Here is a 16,899-nt window from a genome sequence, read left to right as displayed (position 1 = left end):
GTCTGCCGCACGCCAGACGTCGGCAAGGAGAGGGTTTGCAAGAGGGACTTCGAAATGCTCAACGAATTTAAAACGTTTATTGCCCGCGGCAATGTCATGGATCTGGCCGTCGGCGTCATCATTGGTGCAGCCTTCAGCAAGATTGTCGATTCCGTCGTCAACGATCTTATCATGCCAATCGTCGGCGCAGTCTTCGGCGGGTTCGACTTCGCCAATTATTTCCTGCCATTGTCGTCGAAGGTGACGGCAACATCGCTTGCTGCTGCGCGCGAGCAGGGTGCTGTCTTTGCCTATGGAAATTTCCTGACCGTCGTCATCAACTTCCTCATTCTCGCCTGGATCATCTTCCTCATGGTCAAGGGCGTAAACAAGCTGCGGTCATCGGTCGAGCGCCAGAAGGTGGAAGAAAAGAAGGCCCCTGCGCCTCCACCGGAAGATGTACGGTTGCTTACCGAAATTCGCGATCTGCTGAAGACCCGCTGATTGCATCGGGTGGGTGATCCATCAGCGAATTAGGTGGTTTCTTCACACAATATCATGCACCGCATCTCTCAGATGCGATATGGAAGGCACTCGAAATGGAGTGCCTTTTTCATGTCTGTACTGGATAATCTGAGTGCCCGCGCGCTGGCAGCACCTGAAAGCGGAATTGTCGAAGTCAAGAAATACGCACATGACAGGGAAAACCTGCTGCCGCTCTGGGTAGGCGAAGGTGACCTTCCAACGCCTGCCTTCATCGCACAGGCTGCGGCAGACGCACTGGTTGCCGGGGAGACCTTCTACACCTGGCAACGCGGCATTCCGGAATTAAGAGAAGCGCTGAGCCGATATTACCAGCGTCATTTCTCCGCCGAACTTTCGGCGGAGCATTTTTACGTTACGGGATCGGGAATGCAGGCCATCGTGCTTGCCGTGCAGGCACTGACCTCGCCAGGCGATGACGTCATCTATCTTACCCCGACGTGGCCGAATATCGTGTCGGCTATCGGTGTTGCCGGTGCGCAGGCGGTCCCGGTTGGCATCGATTTCACCAACGGCAGATGGACTATCGATGTCGCAAAGCTCGAACAGGCGGTCACGCCGAAGACCCGGGCATTGTTCATCAATACGCCATCCAACCCCACCGGGTGGACCGCCACGCAGCAAGATCTGCGGGACATTCTGGCGCTGGCACGCCGACATGGCCTCTGGATCATCGCCGACGAGATTTACGCCCTCTACCACTATGGTGCGCATCGCGCCCCGTCCTTTCTGGATATCATGGAAGATGGCGACCGGATCATCTTTGCCAATTCCTTTTCGAAAAACTGGTCGATGACCGGCTGGAGAGTGGGCTGGCTGGTCGCGCCACCGGAAATGGGTCAGGTAATTGAAAACCTCATCCAATATTCCACATCCGGCGTAGCCCAGTTCATGCAGCGTGGTGCTGTTGCCGCACTCGACCATGGCGATGACTTCATCCGCGAGAACATCGCCCGCGCAACGCGGTCGCGTGATATCCTCTGCGACGCGTTGATTGCCACGAACCGCGTCGAAACGCTCAAGCCCGATGGCGCACTTTACGCCTTCCTCAAGATCGATGGTGTCACGGACAGTCGCCTGGCCGCATTCGATATTGTCGACAAGGTCGGTGTGGGGCTCGCACCCGGCACTGCCTTTGGTCCGGGCGGAGAACTGTTCCTGCGTGCGTGCTTCTTGCGAAACCCGGCGCAGATCGAGGATGCGGCGCAGAGACTGTCTCACTACATCACTGGCAAACGCGCCTGAGAACGGAACCACCCCGGCAGCCGTGAAGCTGTCGGGGCGGTGTCATTTCAGAAATCGACACGACAATGCTCATCCAGCCGCATCACATGTGCAGCTGGTTGGCACATGTCTCGAATTTTCAGTGGCTGACGCTGGCAGCGGGTGCAGCGGAACGATAAAAGGTCGCGTGGCGCAGGCTATCGGCCAGGAACGCGGTATTTTCGTTGGGATCGCTCGAAGGATTCTGGAAGTTTATGTAGTTGATATTGACCCCTGCGCGATCCTTTTCCAGCATCAGCTGCGCATAAATGGTCACGCCCTTCGGCTTGATCTCAAGATCGAGCGTAATGCAGGGATAGGTATCCCAGTCGAGCTTGTAGTCTCCGCCAATCCCGAAAAAGACCGTTCCGGGATGGAAATAGAGTTCGGCCGCCGAATCGACCAGGTCGGCCAGGCTGCTGTAATATTCGAACTTCAGGAGAGAAATCAGATCTCCCGCATCGATCAGTCGGAGCTCGGCAGCCACAGGGCTGATTGCGCGAGCCAATATTTCTTCTCTTTCAGCCGAATATGAGCATTTTTTCATATTGATCAGTTTACCCGTCTTTTGTTTTGGCGCGCGGCGTAAACCTTGTGAATGAGTTCCGCCACAGCCTTATAAAATACTGACGGGATGACACTATCCACCGAGACTTGCGCAAACATGGAGCGGGCGAGCGGCGGGTCTTCAAAAATAGGTATGCCGTTCTCTGTCGCGATCTCCCTGATCCTCAGAGCGATCAGGTCCTGCCCCTTGGCAACGACGATGGGCGCGTCGCTTTCCTCTTTCACGTAGCGCAGGGCAACGGCATAGTGCGTGGGGTTGGTGATGACCAGCGTTGCGCGTGGCACGCCGTCCATCATTCTGCGTCGCGCGCGATCTCTCGCGATGGAGCGCTGGCGAGCCTTTACCACAGGGTCGCCCTGCGATTGCTTGTGCTCGTCCTTGACTTCCTGCTTCGTCATCCTCTGTTCGGTGTACCAGCGATGGTTGGCCCAGAAGTAGTCGGCAACGGCCAGAAGTCCGGTCGAAAACAGAACGACGATCACCATTTTCTTCAGGATCTCGAAACCCGTCGCCATCATGCTGTGGGGGTCGGTCACCAACGAATCGAGAAGCCGGTAGTAGTCGTTCTTCAGCACCATCACCATGATGATCGAAACAACGACGACCTTGAAAAGAGACTTGGCAAAGTTGACCAGGCCGTTGACGCTATAGATGCGTTTGAACCCTTGAACCGGAGAGATTCGCGAGGCCTGCGGCGTGATCCGGTCGAGAACGAATTGCGGCAGATTTTGCGCGAAGGATTGCCCCAGGCCGAAGACCATGAACATGACGCCCGCCGGCAGAAGAAGACTGCCCATCTCCTTGGCGAGATGGAGCCCGAGGGACACCATGTCTGCTGCGGTGTTCAGCCGCCATTGTTCAGGCCGCTCGATGATGTCTTCCAGCGTTTCGCCCAGCCGCTTTATTCCGTCCGGCGCAAAGAAGACGAGATAGACATAGAAAGCAAGCGTCGACGCAAAGAGAGAGGCTTCGGGGGAAGACGGGACGTTACCCTTCTCTTCCGCGTCGCGAAGTTTTTTCTCTGTTGGTTCTTCTGTTTTACTCTCTTTGTCTTCGCCGTCTGACAAGACACGTCCCCTGAACAAAAAGGCCCGCCGGAACCGGCAGGCCGTTGATGGCAAGGGTATAGGTGGTGCCGGCCTCCCGCAAGCGGTTGTAGCCCGGCCCCACAGATTCTATCCGGGGCGGCGTCAGGCCGCCGCGGAAGAGTCCGGCGTTTGCGCTTCCTTGAGAACGATCTGGCCCGAATTGGCCAGACGGATGGCTTCCTGTGCGACAGCGCGACGGGCGATTGCAACTTCGCGTGTGTTGAGCGAGGCCATCGGCACTGCAAGATCCGACTCGATCATGCGGCGCTGGCGTGGACTGATGCTGGACAGCACACATTCCTTGATCTCTCCCGTGGCGCCACGAAGCGCCATGGTGAGAATGTCGGCCGAGACATCGTTGAGCAGGGATACGCGGCTGCGCTGTGGCATGTACAGAAGGTCTTCGAACAGGAAGATCTTCGGCTTGACCTTGTTTGCCGATTCCTTGCTGAGCGTTTCGAGAGAGCTGAGCAGGGTATCGACCTGCGGCTTTTCGAGTTCGTTCATGAGGTCGGCGACCTTTGCGGAGCCGGCTGCGTTGCGCTCTGCTTCCATTTCCGTGATCAGGGCCATCACACGCTTCTCGATGATCTGCGTCGCGGCGGGGCTGACTTCCTTCATGTTGACGGTACGGTTCATGATGTCGGCGCGCTGCTCGTCGGGAATGGTCAGCAGCACCTTGGCACCGAAGGATGAAGGAAGCATGGAGAGGATATAGGCGATGGTCTGCGGATGCTCGCGCATCAGGAACTTGCCGATGAACTGCGGGTCCGCTTCCTGCAACTGATCCCAGATCGAGGTCTCGTAGGCCTGGAAAGCGGTGCGGCGCCCCAGAAGGCCGTCAACTTCCTCGGGCGTCAGACCCTCTTCCAGAATGCTTTCGATCGCCTTGGCATTGTCCATGAGGCCAGTGCCTTCGGTGAAGAGATCCTCGAACTCGGCCACGATCTGCGCAAGCTCGTCAGGCGGGATGACCCGAAGCGTCTGAGCCGAATTGATGATGGTCTGCAGCTCGGCCTGCGTGAAAAACTTGAGGAGTTTTCCGGCCACGCCTTTTCCCATCGCCAGCAGCACGGCGGCGGCCTTATCAGCCTGAGACAACGGTTTCCCCATCACAGGGTTACCGAAATCCTCAAAGTCCATCATGGTCTTTCCTCTCCGTCCCCACAGGGATTAGGCTTTCTTGGTACTCATCACTTCGATCAGCTTTACGCCGAAACGCGTATCGTCGTCTTCCAGAACGGTGATTTCGCCGCGCGCAATGCAACGACCATTCACCATGATTTCCACCGGCTCGCCAATCCTGCGCTCAAGAGCGATTGTCGCACCTTCTTCCAATCCCATCAATCCCGATACGAGCATACGGCTGGTACCGAGAACGATCTGAACATCGATCGGAATATCCATGATCAGATCAAGATTATCCGACAGTCCACTCCCCAAAGGCGATGGCGAAGCGGCCAAAGGTGCGGCGGAGGAACCGAAGTCCGACGCGCCGAAACTGTCCATTCCGTCGCCGAAAGAGGCCAGATCGTTGACGACAGGCTCGGCGCTGTCCGAACCGAAGTCACCGAAATCGCCAAAATCCCCGAGCGATCCTTCCGAATCAGTCTTCAGCACGCCGCGCAGATCGCCGATCGCCTGATCCAGATCGCCTGTATCATCGAGCGAAGGCAGCAAATCATCGTCGGTTTTTGGTGTCTTTTTCGTAGCCATGCGCTAATTATTCCCTTTGAAACTTGCGTCAAGCTGCCCATACCTCGCAAAAGGCATGCTCAAGTTTTAACCCATCAAATGTCGAAGAATTTCGTCGTCCGTGCTGACGTTATTCTTGACCCGGACCGTGTATCTGTCTCCGGCCCGTCCAAACTCGCAGTTGTACATATTGGCGCCGTTGGCGCTGACTTCGACGCAGATATCATCCTGCTTGGCATCCCTGAACGGGATGACGTCGCCTTCGACGAGACGCGCAATGGTCTTGAGTGTCAGGCTTTGCAGCCTTATTCTCGCTTCCAGTGTCACCTGGGACCGCTTGACCTGCTCGGAGATCATCTCCACCCATTCTTCCTGCTTCTTCAACGCCTGAGCAGATGGTTTCGGCGCGACGATATTGGTCTTCAGGAGCGCACGTTGTGGAATGACCAGCGCGAACTCGGACGAAACTTTGCCGATGTCCACCTTCAGACGGATCATCAGCCCGAACTGGGCGGCCATCGCCTCTTCGAAGGCGCTCTTGCCATTGCCGTTGAACGGCGGCTCCACTGTTGCCTCAAATCCGCCCGGCGCGTTCACCGCCGAGCGAAGGACGTCTCCAACCCGCCCGATGACCAGTGCGGCCAGATCGAGCTCGATTTGCGAGAGTGCACGAACTTCCGGCTCCATGATGGTCTCGGGCGCTGCACCGAGCATGCGCTCCATCAAGGCCATGATGAAGGCCGTGCCGGTGCCCAGCATGAAATTGGGGCACCAATTGCGCAAGGAGCAATCCGCAACGGCAAATTCCTTGCCCAGTTGCTGGATAAGATCCGTCATCAGGCCGGATTGGCAACCGATATAATCCACCTCGATTGCGATGCCGGTTTCGCTGTGGAAGATATCAGGCAGGAAGTTGCTGTAGATCTGACCTATCTCGGTGCCGATCTTGGCTATCCGCTTGCTGTCGCCAAGGCCGCCGGTCAGCTTTGCGAGCAGGGCCGGATCCATCGTCGAAGCAGTTGTCTGTGCAGCATTCGCCATCATCAAGCCGCCTTCTGATCGCCACCGGGGTTCATCATCTCCTGCTCGACAGCATCGATGGACGGGCGCTCGTAGTTGGAGATGGTCTTGCGTCCGTACTCAAGCGCGACCTGGGGAACGGAGCCGTTCATGTAGGCCAACAGCGTCTGCTTGACGATGATGTAGAGGCGGTGCTGCTTGGTGCGAACGATCTTGATCTGTGCCGAAAGCGGGTTACAGATCGAGTAGGACAGGATGATCCCGAGCATGGTACCGACGAGCGCAGCACCGATCAGGCCACCAAGGACGGCGGGCGATTCGTTGATCTTGCCCATGGCCTTGATAACGCCGAGAACGGCGGCAACGATACCGATTGCCGGGAAGCTGTCACCCATTGCCGTGATGGCGTGGTACGGCTTCATCTTGTCATGCAGGATCGTTTCGATTTCTTCGTCCATCAGGGCTTCGATCTCATGGCTTCTCGCATTGCCGATGATGATGAGACGAACATAGTCGCAGATGAAAGAGGTCAGTTCCTTGTTCTTCAGAACGGATGGTGCAAGCTGGAAAATCGAGGATTCGTCCGGATTGTCGATGTGAGCTTCGATTTCGTTTCGCGATTTCGTGCGAAGATCGCGCATCAGCGAGTAGAGCACGCCCAGCACATCCAGATAGTGACGCTCCTTCGGCACGGCGAATTTGAACGCCTCGCCGAGAGCCTTGCCGCTGTCCTTCACCACTTTCATGGGATTGGCCATGATAAAGCCGCCCAGGCCCGCTCCGCCGATGATGACGAGCTCGAATGGCTGCACCAGCACGTCCAGGTGACCGCCCATGGCCATGTAACCGCCGATAATACAGCCAAAGGTTATGACTAGTCCGATAATAATGTTCATCTGAAGCTCGCGTCTGATGCCAATTTCGCATGTCAGGGATATGGGACATGCCTTGTGCGAGGCTGGCTTGCGCGTCCATGTTGCAGACTTTGTCCTGAAGCCCCCGCCACTGGCCTGTAAATCGGCCGCTTTAAAGTGGGCGCTCCCCGTCAAAAGCTTCGCACAAGCAAACACTCATAGTTTCAGCCAATATTAGGCTGCCGTGTCGTCACTGCGCCTTTTCCTCAGGTTCTGCGCAGGAGACTAACATGCAATCTGGTATTTATGTCGGGATTTCTTCCCAGATCGCCTTGGAACGTCGCCTCACCACTATCGCTGACAATATTGCCAACATGAATACTGTCGGCTTCCGGGGAACAGAGGTCAAATTCGACCAGGTCATGAGCCAGACGCGCAACGACCTGAAGGCCGACATCGCCTTCGTGACGCAGGGCAACGATTATCTTTCGACCCGCAATGGCGAAATGATCCAGACCGGCAACTCGTTCGATTTCGCAGTCAAGGGTGATGGCTGGTTCGCCATCAATACGCCTGCCGGTCAGGTCATGACGCGCGACGGCCGGTTTTCCATGGCTGTCACAGGCGAGCTGGTATCCACCCAGGGTTATCCGGTTCTTGATGCGGGTGGTGCGCCGATCCAGCTCAATCCCGCAGCGGGAGAGCCGACCGTCGGGTCCGATGGACGCGTTGTCCAGAACGGAACGACGGTGGCCCAGCTTGGCCTCTTCACCGCCGACGCATCGAAGGGTTTTGTGCGCTATGAAAACAGCGGCATTATCTTTTCCCAGGCGCCGCAGCCTGTCGTCAACGATTCCTCTGTCGGCGTCATGCAGGGCTATGTTGAGCAATCCAACGTCAACGCCATCAACCAGATGACACAGCTCATTCAGGTGAACCGGGCCTTCGAAGGCATTTCATCCATGATGAAATCCACCGAGGACTCTTTCTCACAGGCAGTGCGCACGCTGGGTGGTGGGCAGTAACGGCGCTTGACACACATGGAAACCCAGGTTCAACCCAATATTTTCCCTAAGCTGGAATCCTTGGCGCAGATCATCGAAGCGCAGGCTGCGGCCGGTATGCCGATGTCGCGCGGCGGACGCGTGCGAACCATTGCCGCTGGTCACTACACGGTCAGCGGACTTTCGGAACACGTGCGGCTTGGTGAATTCGTCGTGCACAAAAGCTCGGCAGGGCTGCATCTCGGTGAAGTCGTCCGTGTTGAGCCCGATCTGATCTATGTCTGCCCCATCGAACCGGGCGATCCCATTGGCGTCAACGACGTTGTCTTGCGGGAAGGCGAATTCCGCGTTGAGCCCGATGACAGCTGGTGCGGACGGACCATCAACTCTCTTTGCAAGCCAATCGACAACAAGGGGCCTTTGCTGAAGGGGCCGCACAAGCGTTCGGTCATGACCTTGCCGCCACCTTCGATGACGCGCAGCCGCGTCACGGTCGGCTTCCGGACTGGCGTAAAGGCAATCGACATTTTCACGCCCCTGTGCCTGGGGCAGCGACTGGGTATTTTCGCAGGTTCGGGCGTCGGCAAATCCACGTTGTTGTCGATGCTCGCGCGTGCCGATGCGTTCGACAAGGTCGTGATTGCGCTGGTGGGCGAGCGAGGCCGCGAAGTTCGCGAATTCATCGAGGATACGCTCGGTGACAACATGAAGAAATCAATCGCCATTGTCGCAACCAGCGATGAAAGCCCGATGTTGCGCAAGATGGCGCCTCTGGTTGCCATGACCGTTGCCGAGCATTTTCGTGACAAGGGCGAAAATGTTCTGTTCATTGCAGACAGTATCACCCGCTTCGCCCATGCCATTCGTGAAGTCGCGATTGCAGCGGGCGAGCCGCCGATTGCCCGTGGCTATCCGGCCTCGGTCTTTACCGAACTGCCGCGACTTCTGGAGCGCGCGGGCCCCGGCGCCGAGGGCGCGGGCACCGTTACGGCGATCATTTCCATTCTTGTCGATGGTGACAATCACAACGACCCAATCGCCGATTCGACACGCGGTATTCTGGACGGCCACATCGTTCTGGACCGGTCTCTAGCCGACGAAGGTCGCTATCCGCCGATCAATCCGCTCGCATCCATTTCCCGCCTTTCCCACAAGGCATGGACGCCCGATCAGCAGAAGCTTGTCTCGCGCCTCAAATCGCTAATTCATAATTTCGAAGAAACCAAGGATCTGCGTCTCATCGGCGGATATCGACCCGGTGTTGACCCGGAACTCGACATGGCCGTCAAGCAGGTGCCCTTCGTCTACGATGTTCTCAAGCAGTCGCCCGGTGATGCGACGGTGATCGATGCCTATGCGGAGCTCGCTAACGCTCTTCGAAACGCACCGGTCAACAACCAACCAGCACCCATGCAGCGACGGGGAGCCTAACAATGAATCTTCTCACGAAAAAGCCGGGTAGCATGGATCGCGATGCGCAGCGCAGACGCTCGATCCGCGATTTCGACCGGGTTCTTACCACCAGCCTTATCATCATGGCCGGTGCTGCAGCGGCACTTCCTTGGTACGTCTTTTTCAACCCTGACAAATTCGGCATCAGTGGCGCTGGCTGGGAAGCTCTCAAACATGTTCCCCAGCGCGAAGGCGGCGGTGTTGCCGCCATTATTCCCCATGTCGATGAAGGCATGACCTCTGAAGGTCAGGACGAAACGCCTGATATGAACCTCGACGCCCTGACAACGGCAACCGTCCCGACTGCGGGTGCCGAGCAGGACACCATTGGAGAAGGAAAATCCCAACCCTTTCCCGGCGGAACAAAGTTCAAACTGTTGCATGTCTCAAACGGGCGTGCGCTCATTGAAGACAAATCGGGAATGTTCCTGGTCCAGATCGGCTCAATCCTGCCCGACGAAAGCAAGTTGATTTCCATGAGCAATGTCGATGGAAAATGGCAGATCGTGACGTCCTCGGGTGAGATTTACGCCGAGTAGACTGCGTATAAAACCAGTTCTGGATTTTGCTGGCAGTGCTGTTGCGTGAACACACGCCGCCAGAGGCTTCAATGAACCATATCGGTGCGCACCACCGCGACACCAGTTCTCTCCGCTATCAGCCAATGCTCAGTGAAAAATACCCCGAAGTCCACGACTTCGCGGATCTGGGAAAGTGCGAATTGGACTATTGGAGAGCTTGCGGCGATCCGCTTTGTTAGCGATCAGCCTAGGAAACGAGTCCTCCCCATCAACCAAGGGTGGTTGATGGGGCTTGACTGGAGTCAACTGACGAAGCTTAGCGCTGTGGATCACGCCATTTGACCGCATATATCTTGGGGCTAAAAAAGAAACTTGTCTACTAATTTTTTGATATTTACTAAATTAGAAAACCCGGCACAAGGCCGGGTTTTCCATTTCCTAGATCAAGTCAGACTTGATTAGAACGAACGCTGAAGGCGAACGAAGCCAGTAACCTGGTCGTCAGCATTGTCGGCGTCGATGTAGTTGACAGCGACCTTTGTGGAGAGACCGTCTGTGATCTTGTAATCAACAGTTACGCCAGCCTTCCAAGCGTCGTCGTTTGTCCAGTCGTTGGTAACGATACCGGAACCGATGACGGTCGTGCCGGTTACGTCAAGCACGTCAACAGAACCGGAAAGGTTGCCGTAGTACTGTGCGCCTGGGGTAATGGTCAGCTTGTCGGTTGCCTTGATTGCGTACTCAGCAGCAACAACCCATTCAGCCTGTGCGAAGTAAGCGTTAGGACCGGAAGCCCAAACACCTGCGAGGCCAAGCGTGCCAGGACCGATGTCTGCAGTGCCGATCAGGCGAACAGCGCCTTCTTCCTGGTCAACGTCGTAGCCGCCGATCAGAGCGAGTGTAGCGCCACCGAGCTTCGAACCGATGCCAGCAGATACGCCAACATTGTTGTCGCCTTCAGTTGTGAAGGTGCCAATGCCGGTTGCTGGGTCGAATGTCTGAAGCGTAACGAATTCGTTCGTGCCTTCCAGTTCGTCAACCGAAACGCCAACCCAGAAAGAGCCTGCGTCGTAGGTGTAACGAATGGAGTTGAACAGGGTGTTGTTCGACAGATCGTCAGTTTCGCCAGAGAGACCATCGTCCCACCAGTTGTAGAACTTACCGACCTTCAGTCCACCGAGTTCGATGAAGGCCTGCTCTACGAATACGCCAGAACCGAAGTTGCCGGAAGTGCCAGCAAGCGAACCACCAACGCCGGAGTCAGCGTTGCCGCGGAAGCCGATGTAGCCACGCAGAGCGCCGAGTTCGGTGTCTGTACGTGTGTCAATGTTGAACTGAGCGCGTGTGAACGAATCCCAGTCAGACGTGCCGGAACGGTCGCGACCGAATTCCGTCTGGAAACGAACGTAGCCGTCAAACTTCAGGCAGGTTTCGGTGCCTGGGATGTAGAAGAAGCCAGTGCCGAAAGCGTCGCAAACGCGAACGTATTCGAGGGGCTCAGGCTCTGCAGCGACGATAGCGTCAGCGGCCTGTGCGCCGGATACTGCTGCGAGAGCGGCAGCGGAGCCGATCAAAAGGCTCTTGATGTTCATAATGACCTCCAGTCATGTTTCGTTACAAAGCGGAACAATCTTAGAGATGCCCCCCGCTTCGGATTTCGAATAGACAGAATGTTGCCGGACCTCGCAACCTTGTAGAGTCGAATTTCGTCATATTTGAAAGTACGCAACGACCCACCTGTTGTATTTTAGTTACAACTCACGTTACCGGAGGTGCGCGGTGTGCGTTTTCTGTTAATAGACTGGTAACTTTTGCGTTGGGGATGAGCCGCGAGGCCGGAATAAGACACCGTCCGATGCGGGAAAAATAAGGAAAATCGGCGCCGGTCTCCATGTCACGATGATTTCTCGCACTCTCTGGCCGTGGGAGGGCATCCGCCTCAGAAAGCCACAAATCGACCGAGGTGTTCGCGCGTCCGTAATCTTAGCAGACGCTTATGCGGCCGCGTGGCTGAACAGGGAATTCTCAGGAGGTCGACAAGAGGTCGTAGTGTCACGTGCCGTGTGAGATGCGGAAGTTTCTTATCGGCGCACTAAGAATCATGCCAGAGTTCGAAAAGACAACGCCAAGGCAACCTTCCCTCGAGTTGCGGCAGCAATAGAACAGGTACTCTCAGCAGCAACAGAAAGAATTCTGTAGCGAGTCAAGCACCAACAACGACTTAGGGATTTAAATGGTGCCCGGAGGCGGATTTGAACCACCGACACGCGGATTTTCAATCCGCTGCTCTACCAACTGAGCTATCCGGGCACTACAGGCTCTTGAAGAACCTTCGCTTTTTCAAGCGCCGGAGAAGCTTGCTGCCCCGGAAGTGAGCGGGGTTATAACATCTTGTTCGGCCATGGCAAGCACCAGACGAAACTTTTTTGACAGTTTTTTGGAAGCGCTGGAAAGGCCCTGTGGATAGGCAAAGCGGAGACCTGCAATCGTCGCATTCGGCGCCAGTATTTCAAATGCGATGGGTGGGGCAGAGGGCGTGACAGCAGGTTACCGCCCTACCCTCTGCCACCACGGTTATTTAGAGCCTGCAGACAGGCCTAGCGCGAAGGGAACTCCTGCGACAAGCAATGCCATGATGGGTGACGATGCGAATATGCGGCCCGCCAATGATGTGATGGCGACCGAGCGCACGACCGGGAGCCAGTTGGCGACGTCAGAGGCAGCGCTGTTGTTCTTGCGGCTCTTTGCCGATCTCGAAGCCTTGAGGTTTTCGATGTCGATGCGAATGTCTTCAATTTGCTGGCGCAGATCGTCAAGCTCCAGCTGGATTGGCGAAGGGGCCGTGTCCTGTGTCCTTGCTCTTAGCGCCGGATGTTTCGGCTCGTTGCTCAAGGTCTCGTCAAGCTCGGAAAGCTCGTCTTCAAGGTCGGATGGCTTGTCGAAACCATGGGATCGTACTGGCGCCCTCATTCGATTTTCCTCATTGGTAAACAGCGATTCCCGACGCGACAATCGCGTGCGGACGGTGACTGTCCTGCAAACGCAGCAGCGGGAAAAAGGATGCAAAATGACGATGGTCTTCAATGCGTCGGCAGGGGAGCAGAAGTTCTAGCAGACAGGATACGAAAACAGGCCCCGCAGGGCCTGTCGATTGTATGATCTAGATGGCTTCATGCTGCCTGGGCAGCATTGCCGTAAGGATCAAAGCGTCCGTAGAAGGTTTCACCCTTTGCGGCCATGTCCTTCAAAAGCGGTGTGGGCTTGAAATGGGGCCCATAGGACTCTGCAAGTTTTTCCGCCAGATCAACGAAGACCTTCACGCCCATGCCATCGATATAGGAGAGAGCGCCGCCGGTGTAAGGCGCAAAGCCGAAGCCGAGAATGGAGCCGACATCGGCCTCGCGGGGATCAGTGACGATGCCCTCTTCAACCGTGCGGGCGGCTTCCAGCGCGATGGTAACGAGGAAGCGCTGTTTCAGCACATCCATATCAACATCTTCAGGCTTCTTCTGCGCATACATGTCCTTCAGGCCGGGCCAGAGCGACTTCTTGGCAGGCTTGGCGGGATATTCATAAAAACCCTTGGCGTTCTTGCGACCAAAGCGTCCCTCGCCTTCCACCATTTTCTTGACCAGTTCCATATGTCTGCCATCGACGGCCTTGTCGCCCAGATCGGCGATGGTGGCTTTCAGGATCTTGTAGGAAAGATCAATCGCCACCTCGTCGTTGAGCGCCAGCGGGCCTACCGGCATCCCCGCGAACTTCGCAGCATTCTCGATCATTGCCGGAGGCACGCCCTCGATCAGCATGTCATAGCTTTCGGCCATGTAACGCAGCACGCAGCGGTTGACGAAGAAGCCGCGCGTGTCATTGACGACGATCGGCGTCTTTTTGATTCTGGCAACGTAATCCAGCGCCACGGCGAGCGCCTTGTCCCCTGTATCCTTGCCCAGAATGACTTCCGTCAGCATCATCTTTTCAACCGGCGAGAAGAAGTGGATGCCGATGAAGTCGCTCGGGCGCATGGAGTTCTGTGCAAGCCCGGTGATGGGCAAGGTTGACGTGTTGGAGGCGAAGATAGCGCCTTCCGGCAGAACACCTTCGACGGCTTCGATCACGCCCTTCTTCACATCGCGGTCCTCGAACACGGCTTCGATGACGAGATTTGCTGTCTTGAGGGAGGCATAGTCGGAGCTTGGCGTGATGCGGGCGAGAATGGCTGCTCCCTCATCCTGCGTCATGCGGCCCTTGCCGACCGAGTCTTTCACCAGACCTTCGCAGGTGGCCTTGCCCTTGGCGGCGGCTTCGTCATCACGGTCGATCAGGGTCACATCAAGACCCGAAACAGCAGTGACATAAGCGATGGAAGCACCCATGAAGCCTGCACCAACAATGCCGACATGTTTCAGATCACTCTTGGGCTGACCGGCGGGGCGGCGTGCGCCCTTGCCCAGTTCCTGCATGGAAATGAACAGCGAGCGGATCATCCCGAAGGCTTCCTTGGAGCGAAGGATTTCCGTGAAGTAGCGCTGCTCCACCTTCAGGGCCGTGTCGAAGGGCAATTGCAGGCCCTCATAAACGCATTTCAGGATGGCAAGTGCTGCCGGGTAGTTGCCAGCGCTTTCACGGCGCAGGATGGCCGGTGCGGCAGGCCAGAGCTGGGCGGCCGCTGGCGTCCAGATCCCGCCGCCGGGGGCCTTGAAGCCCTTTTCATCCCACGGGGCGACGGGTTTCAGTCCATCCTTGATCATCTGCTTGGCGGCGGGGATCAACTGATCCGGCTCCACCACCTGATGCACGAGGTTCATGGCCTTGGCGCGGCTCGCAGTCAGCGACTGGCCGGTCGTCATCATCTGTAGGGCGGATTGCGCATCAGTCAGGCGGGAAACACGCTGCGTGCCACCGGCACCGGGGAAAATGCCAACCTTGACTTCTGGCAGCGCCAGCTTGACGCTCTTTGCATTTGAAGCGACACGGCCATGGCAGGCCAGCGAAAGTTCCAGCGCGCCACCCATGCAGGTGCCGTTGATGGCGGAAACCCAGGGCTTGCCATTGGTTTCAATCTTGCGGAACAGCCCATTCATCTTGCCGACCAGATCGAACAGCTTCTTTGCTGCCTGATCCGGGTCCTTTTCCTTCTCTTCATTGTAGAAGGAGAACATGGACTTGATCATCGACAGGTCCGCGCCGCCGGAAAAGCTGCTCTTGCCAGACGTGAAGACCACGCCCTTGACCGCCGCATCTGCAACGGTGGCGTCAACGATTGCGTTCAGCTCTTCCATGACTTCCGCCGTAAAGACGTTCATGGATTTTTCCGGCATGTCCCATGTCACAAGGGCAATGCCGTCTGCGTCGGTCTCGACGGTGAAATTGGTGTAAGTGCTCATCTTGGGATTCCTCTTCCCTGAATTTCTTGTGCTAACCGAAGACGCCGAGCAGGTAGCAAAGCAGAACGACAAGCAGAGCGAGAACAATGATCAGTCCTCGTCCTTCTGCCTTCATCCGTGCGTGGCTGGCGGCAGGCGTAACGTGACCGGCTGCTTCAGCAGCCTCGGCCATGTCCTTGTCGAGTTGCCTCGTCTGGAAGTGCCGCTTCGTCTCGTTCTGATAGCCCGCCATGCTCGTGCCCCAATCAAACCCGCTCGATAACCGTTGCCGTGCCCATGCCCGCGCCAATGCAGAGCGTGACCAGTGCGGTGTTGAGATCGCGGCGTTCCAGCTCGTCCAGAACCGTGCCAAGGATCATCGCGCCGGTGGCACCCAGCGGGTGACCCATGGCAATCGCGCCGCCATTGACGTTCATCTTGTCGTGGCTGATGTCGAAGGCCTGAAGATAACGCAGAACCACGGCTGCAAAAGCTTCATTCAATTCAAAGAGGTCGATATCGGCAATCGACATGCCGGTCTTCGCCAGCAGCTTTTCGGTCACATCCACAGGACCGGTCAGCATCAGCGCCGGGTCGGAGCCGATATTGGCAAAGGAGCGGATGCGGGCGCGTGGCTTCAGGCCCATGCTCTCGCCACCGGCCTTGGAACCAACCAGCACGGCAGCCGCGCCATCGACGATGCCTGAGGAATTGCCCGCGTGATGAACGTAATTGATACGCTCCACTTCGGGGTGCGCCATGATGCCGACAGCCTCGAAGCCACCCATTTCGCCGGGCATCTGGAAGGATGCGTTGAGCGAAGCGAGCGCCTGCATGTCGGTGCCGGGGCGCATATGCTCGTCACGGTCAAGAATGGTGATGCCGTTCTGGTCCTTCACGGGAATGACGGAATTCTTGAAGTAACCGTTTTCCCAGGCATGCGCTGCGCGCTTCTGGCTTTCTACCGCATAGGCATCCACATCGTCACGGCTGAAGCCGTATTTGGTCGCGATCAGATCGGCGGAGACACCCTGCGGCATGAAATAGGCCGGGAAGCTGACCGAAGGATCCATGTACCAGGCACCACCGGACATGCCCATGCCAACGCGCGACATGCTTTCCACGCCGCCCGCAATGACGATTTCATCCGAACCGGCGGCAACCTTGCCAGCTGCGAAGTTGATGGCGTCCAGACCCGATGCGCAGAACCGCGAAATCTGCATTCCCGGCGCCTTGGTCGAATATCCAGCCTCAAAGGCCGCGCCCTTGGCGATGACGGCACCAGCATCCATGACCGGATCGACGCAGCCCATAATGATGTCATCGACGGTTGCGGTATCAAGCCCGTTGCGGTCGCGGATCGCCTCCAGCGTCTTGGCGGCCAGACGAACGGAAGGCACTTCGTGCAGCGAACCGTCCTTCTTGCCGCGCCCGCGTGGCGTGCGGACGTGGTCGTAAATATAAACGTCAGTCATGTCTCATCTCCCTGTCGGCGCGTGGGCGCCTTCGAAATTTCTGGTGCGCAGGCAGCCCCCTCATTTCAATG

At 56.9% G+C, this 16,899-nt stretch carries 16 protein-coding genes and 1 tRNA gene; 5 read left to right on the top strand and 12 right to left on the bottom strand.

Annotated elements, in window-relative coordinates:
- Nucleotides 1–54: 54 nt before the first annotated feature.
- Together mscL and ASF69_RS06330 are read left to right on the top strand one after the other, a co-directional pair.
- A complete protein-coding gene (mscL, locus tag ASF69_RS06335) occupies nt 55–483 on the top strand; it encodes a large conductance mechanosensitive channel protein MscL (protein WP_062587183.1) in 429 nt (142 codons plus the stop codon).
- Between the two features lie 111 nt (nt 484–594).
- Complete coding sequence (locus ASF69_RS06330; RefSeq protein ID WP_062586430.1) at nt 595–1,767, top strand: pyridoxal phosphate-dependent aminotransferase; 1,173 nt, start codon at nt 595–597, stop codon at nt 1,765–1,767.
- A gap of 118 nt (nt 1,768–1,885) precedes the next feature.
- Here ASF69_RS06330 and ASF69_RS06325 read toward each other — a convergent pair whose 3' ends face one another.
- From ASF69_RS06325 to motA, 6 genes are all read right to left on the bottom strand, one after another.
- Nucleotides 1,886–2,332, bottom strand: a complete 447-nt coding sequence (locus ASF69_RS06325) for a hypothetical protein (protein WP_062586428.1) — start codon at nt 2,330–2,332, stop codon at nt 1,886–1,888.
- Between the two features lie 5 nt (nt 2,333–2,337).
- A complete protein-coding gene (flhB, locus tag ASF69_RS06320) occupies nt 2,338–3,420 on the bottom strand; it encodes a flagellar biosynthesis protein FlhB (RefSeq protein ID WP_062586426.1) in 1,083 nt (360 codons plus the stop codon).
- Between the two features lie 123 nt (nt 3,421–3,543).
- Complete coding sequence (fliG, locus tag ASF69_RS06315; RefSeq protein WP_062586424.1) at nt 3,544–4,587, bottom strand: flagellar motor switch protein FliG; 1,044 nt, start codon at nt 4,585–4,587, stop codon at nt 3,544–3,546.
- Between the two features lie 27 nt (nt 4,588–4,614).
- Nucleotides 4,615–5,157 carry a flagellar motor switch protein FliN gene (gene fliN / locus ASF69_RS06310; protein ID WP_062586423.1) on the bottom strand — a complete coding sequence of 181 codons (543 nt, stop codon included), beginning with the start codon at nt 5,155–5,157 and terminating at the stop codon, nt 4,615–4,617.
- A 66-nt stretch (nt 5,158–5,223) separates the two neighbouring features.
- Nucleotides 5,224–6,183, bottom strand: a complete 960-nt coding sequence (locus tag ASF69_RS06305; protein WP_082469648.1) for a FliM/FliN family flagellar motor switch protein — start codon at nt 6,181–6,183, stop codon at nt 5,224–5,226.
- Nucleotides 6,180–7,052, bottom strand: coding sequence for a flagellar motor stator protein MotA (gene motA / locus ASF69_RS06300; RefSeq protein ID WP_062586421.1), 873 nt, complete (start codon nt 7,050–7,052; stop codon nt 6,180–6,182). The genes ASF69_RS06305 and motA overlap by 4 nt, the downstream gene beginning before the upstream one ends.
- Before the next feature lie 248 nt (nt 7,053–7,300).
- Between motA and flgF the strand changes: the two genes are divergently transcribed.
- The 3 genes from flgF to ASF69_RS06285 are packed head-to-tail and all read left to right on the top strand — an operon-like array spanning nt 7,301 to nt 10,005.
- On the top strand, nt 7,301–8,035 hold the full coding sequence (gene flgF, locus ASF69_RS06295) for a flagellar basal-body rod protein FlgF (RefSeq protein WP_062586419.1): 735 nt from the start codon (nt 7,301–7,303) through the stop codon (nt 8,033–8,035).
- 15 nt (nt 8,036–8,050) lie between these two features.
- Complete coding sequence (gene fliI / locus ASF69_RS06290) at nt 8,051–9,445, top strand: flagellar protein export ATPase FliI (RefSeq protein ID WP_062586417.1); 1,395 nt, start codon at nt 8,051–8,053, stop codon at nt 9,443–9,445.
- A 2-nt stretch (nt 9,446–9,447) separates the two neighbouring features.
- Complete coding sequence (locus tag ASF69_RS06285; protein ID WP_062586415.1) at nt 9,448–10,005, top strand: hypothetical protein; 558 nt, start codon at nt 9,448–9,450, stop codon at nt 10,003–10,005.
- 440 nt (nt 10,006–10,445) lie between these two features.
- Here ASF69_RS06285 and ASF69_RS06280 read toward each other — a convergent pair whose 3' ends face one another.
- The 6 genes from ASF69_RS06280 to ASF69_RS06255 all read right to left on the bottom strand — a co-directional run bounded on the left by ASF69_RS06280 (nt 10,446) and on the right by ASF69_RS06255 (nt 16,828).
- Nucleotides 10,446–11,579 carry a porin gene (locus tag ASF69_RS06280; protein WP_062586413.1) on the bottom strand — a complete coding sequence of 378 codons (1,134 nt, stop codon included), beginning with the start codon at nt 11,577–11,579 and terminating at the stop codon, nt 10,446–10,448.
- Between the two features lie 642 nt (nt 11,580–12,221).
- Nucleotides 12,222–12,297, bottom strand: a tRNA-Phe gene (locus ASF69_RS06275).
- Between the two features lie 264 nt (nt 12,298–12,561).
- The gene (locus tag ASF69_RS06270; RefSeq protein ID WP_062586411.1) at nt 12,562–12,957 is read right to left on the bottom strand and encodes a hypothetical protein; all 396 of its coding nucleotides are present in this window, start codon (nt 12,955–12,957) and stop codon (nt 12,562–12,564) included.
- A 200-nt stretch (nt 12,958–13,157) separates the two neighbouring features.
- Nucleotides 13,158–15,374, bottom strand: a complete 2,217-nt coding sequence (locus ASF69_RS06265) for an FAD-dependent oxidoreductase (RefSeq protein ID WP_062586409.1) — start codon at nt 15,372–15,374, stop codon at nt 13,158–13,160.
- Between the two features lie 31 nt (nt 15,375–15,405).
- Entirely contained in the window at nt 15,406–15,606 is a 201-nt protein-coding gene (locus tag ASF69_RS06260) for a hypothetical protein (RefSeq protein ID WP_062586407.1), read from the bottom strand.
- 13 nt (nt 15,607–15,619) lie between these two features.
- Nucleotides 15,620–16,828 carry an acetyl-CoA C-acetyltransferase gene (locus ASF69_RS06255; RefSeq protein WP_062586406.1) on the bottom strand — a complete coding sequence of 403 codons (1,209 nt, stop codon included), beginning with the start codon at nt 16,826–16,828 and terminating at the stop codon, nt 15,620–15,622.
- Nucleotides 16,829–16,899: the final 71 nt, after the last annotated feature.

The sequence above is a fragment of the Rhizobium sp. Leaf311 genome (assembly GCF_001423445.1).
Classification (GTDB): domain Bacteria; phylum Pseudomonadota; class Alphaproteobacteria; order Rhizobiales; family Rhizobiaceae; genus Agrobacterium.
Note: the sequence above shows the minus strand (reverse complement) of the source record. Positions and strands in the feature narration are given on the sequence as shown.

Bases quoted from the DNA above. Each gene is read 5' to 3' on its own strand.
- fliI (WP_062586417.1), top strand. From the start codon at position 8,051: ATGGAAACCCAGGTTCAACCCAATATTTTCCCTAAGCTGGAATCCTTG.
- ASF69_RS06260 (WP_062586407.1), bottom strand. From the start codon at position 15,606: ATGGCGGGCTATCAGAACGAGACGAAGCGGCACTTCCAGACGAGGCAA.
- motA (WP_062586421.1), bottom strand. From the start codon at position 7,052: ATGAACATTATTATCGGACTAGTCATAACCTTTGGCTGTATTATCGGC.
- ASF69_RS06280 (WP_062586413.1), bottom strand. From the start codon at position 11,579: ATGAACATCAAGAGCCTTTTGATCGGCTCCGCTGCCGCTCTCGCAGCA.
- fliG (WP_062586424.1), bottom strand. From the start codon at position 4,587: ATGATGGACTTTGAGGATTTCGGTAACCCTGTGATGGGGAAACCGTTG.
- mscL (WP_062587183.1), top strand. From the start codon at position 55: ATGCTCAACGAATTTAAAACGTTTATTGCCCGCGGCAATGTCATGGAT.
- ASF69_RS06285 (WP_062586415.1), top strand. From the start codon at position 9,448: ATGAATCTTCTCACGAAAAAGCCGGGTAGCATGGATCGCGATGCGCAG.
- ASF69_RS06255 (WP_062586406.1), bottom strand. From the start codon at position 16,828: ATGACTGACGTTTATATTTACGACCACGTCCGCACGCCACGCGGGCGC.
- ASF69_RS06265 (WP_062586409.1), bottom strand. From the start codon at position 15,374: ATGAGCACTTACACCAATTTCACCGTCGAGACCGACGCAGACGGCATT.
- ASF69_RS06330 (WP_062586430.1), top strand. From the start codon at position 595: ATGTCTGTACTGGATAATCTGAGTGCCCGCGCGCTGGCAGCACCTGAA.
- ASF69_RS06325 (WP_062586428.1), bottom strand. From the start codon at position 2,332: ATGAAAAAATGCTCATATTCGGCTGAAAGAGAAGAAATATTGGCTCGC.
- fliN (WP_062586423.1), bottom strand. From the start codon at position 5,157: ATGGCTACGAAAAAGACACCAAAAACCGACGATGATTTGCTGCCTTCG.
- ASF69_RS06270 (WP_062586411.1), bottom strand. From the start codon at position 12,957: ATGAGGGCGCCAGTACGATCCCATGGTTTCGACAAGCCATCCGACCTT.
- flgF (WP_062586419.1), top strand. From the start codon at position 7,301: ATGCAATCTGGTATTTATGTCGGGATTTCTTCCCAGATCGCCTTGGAA.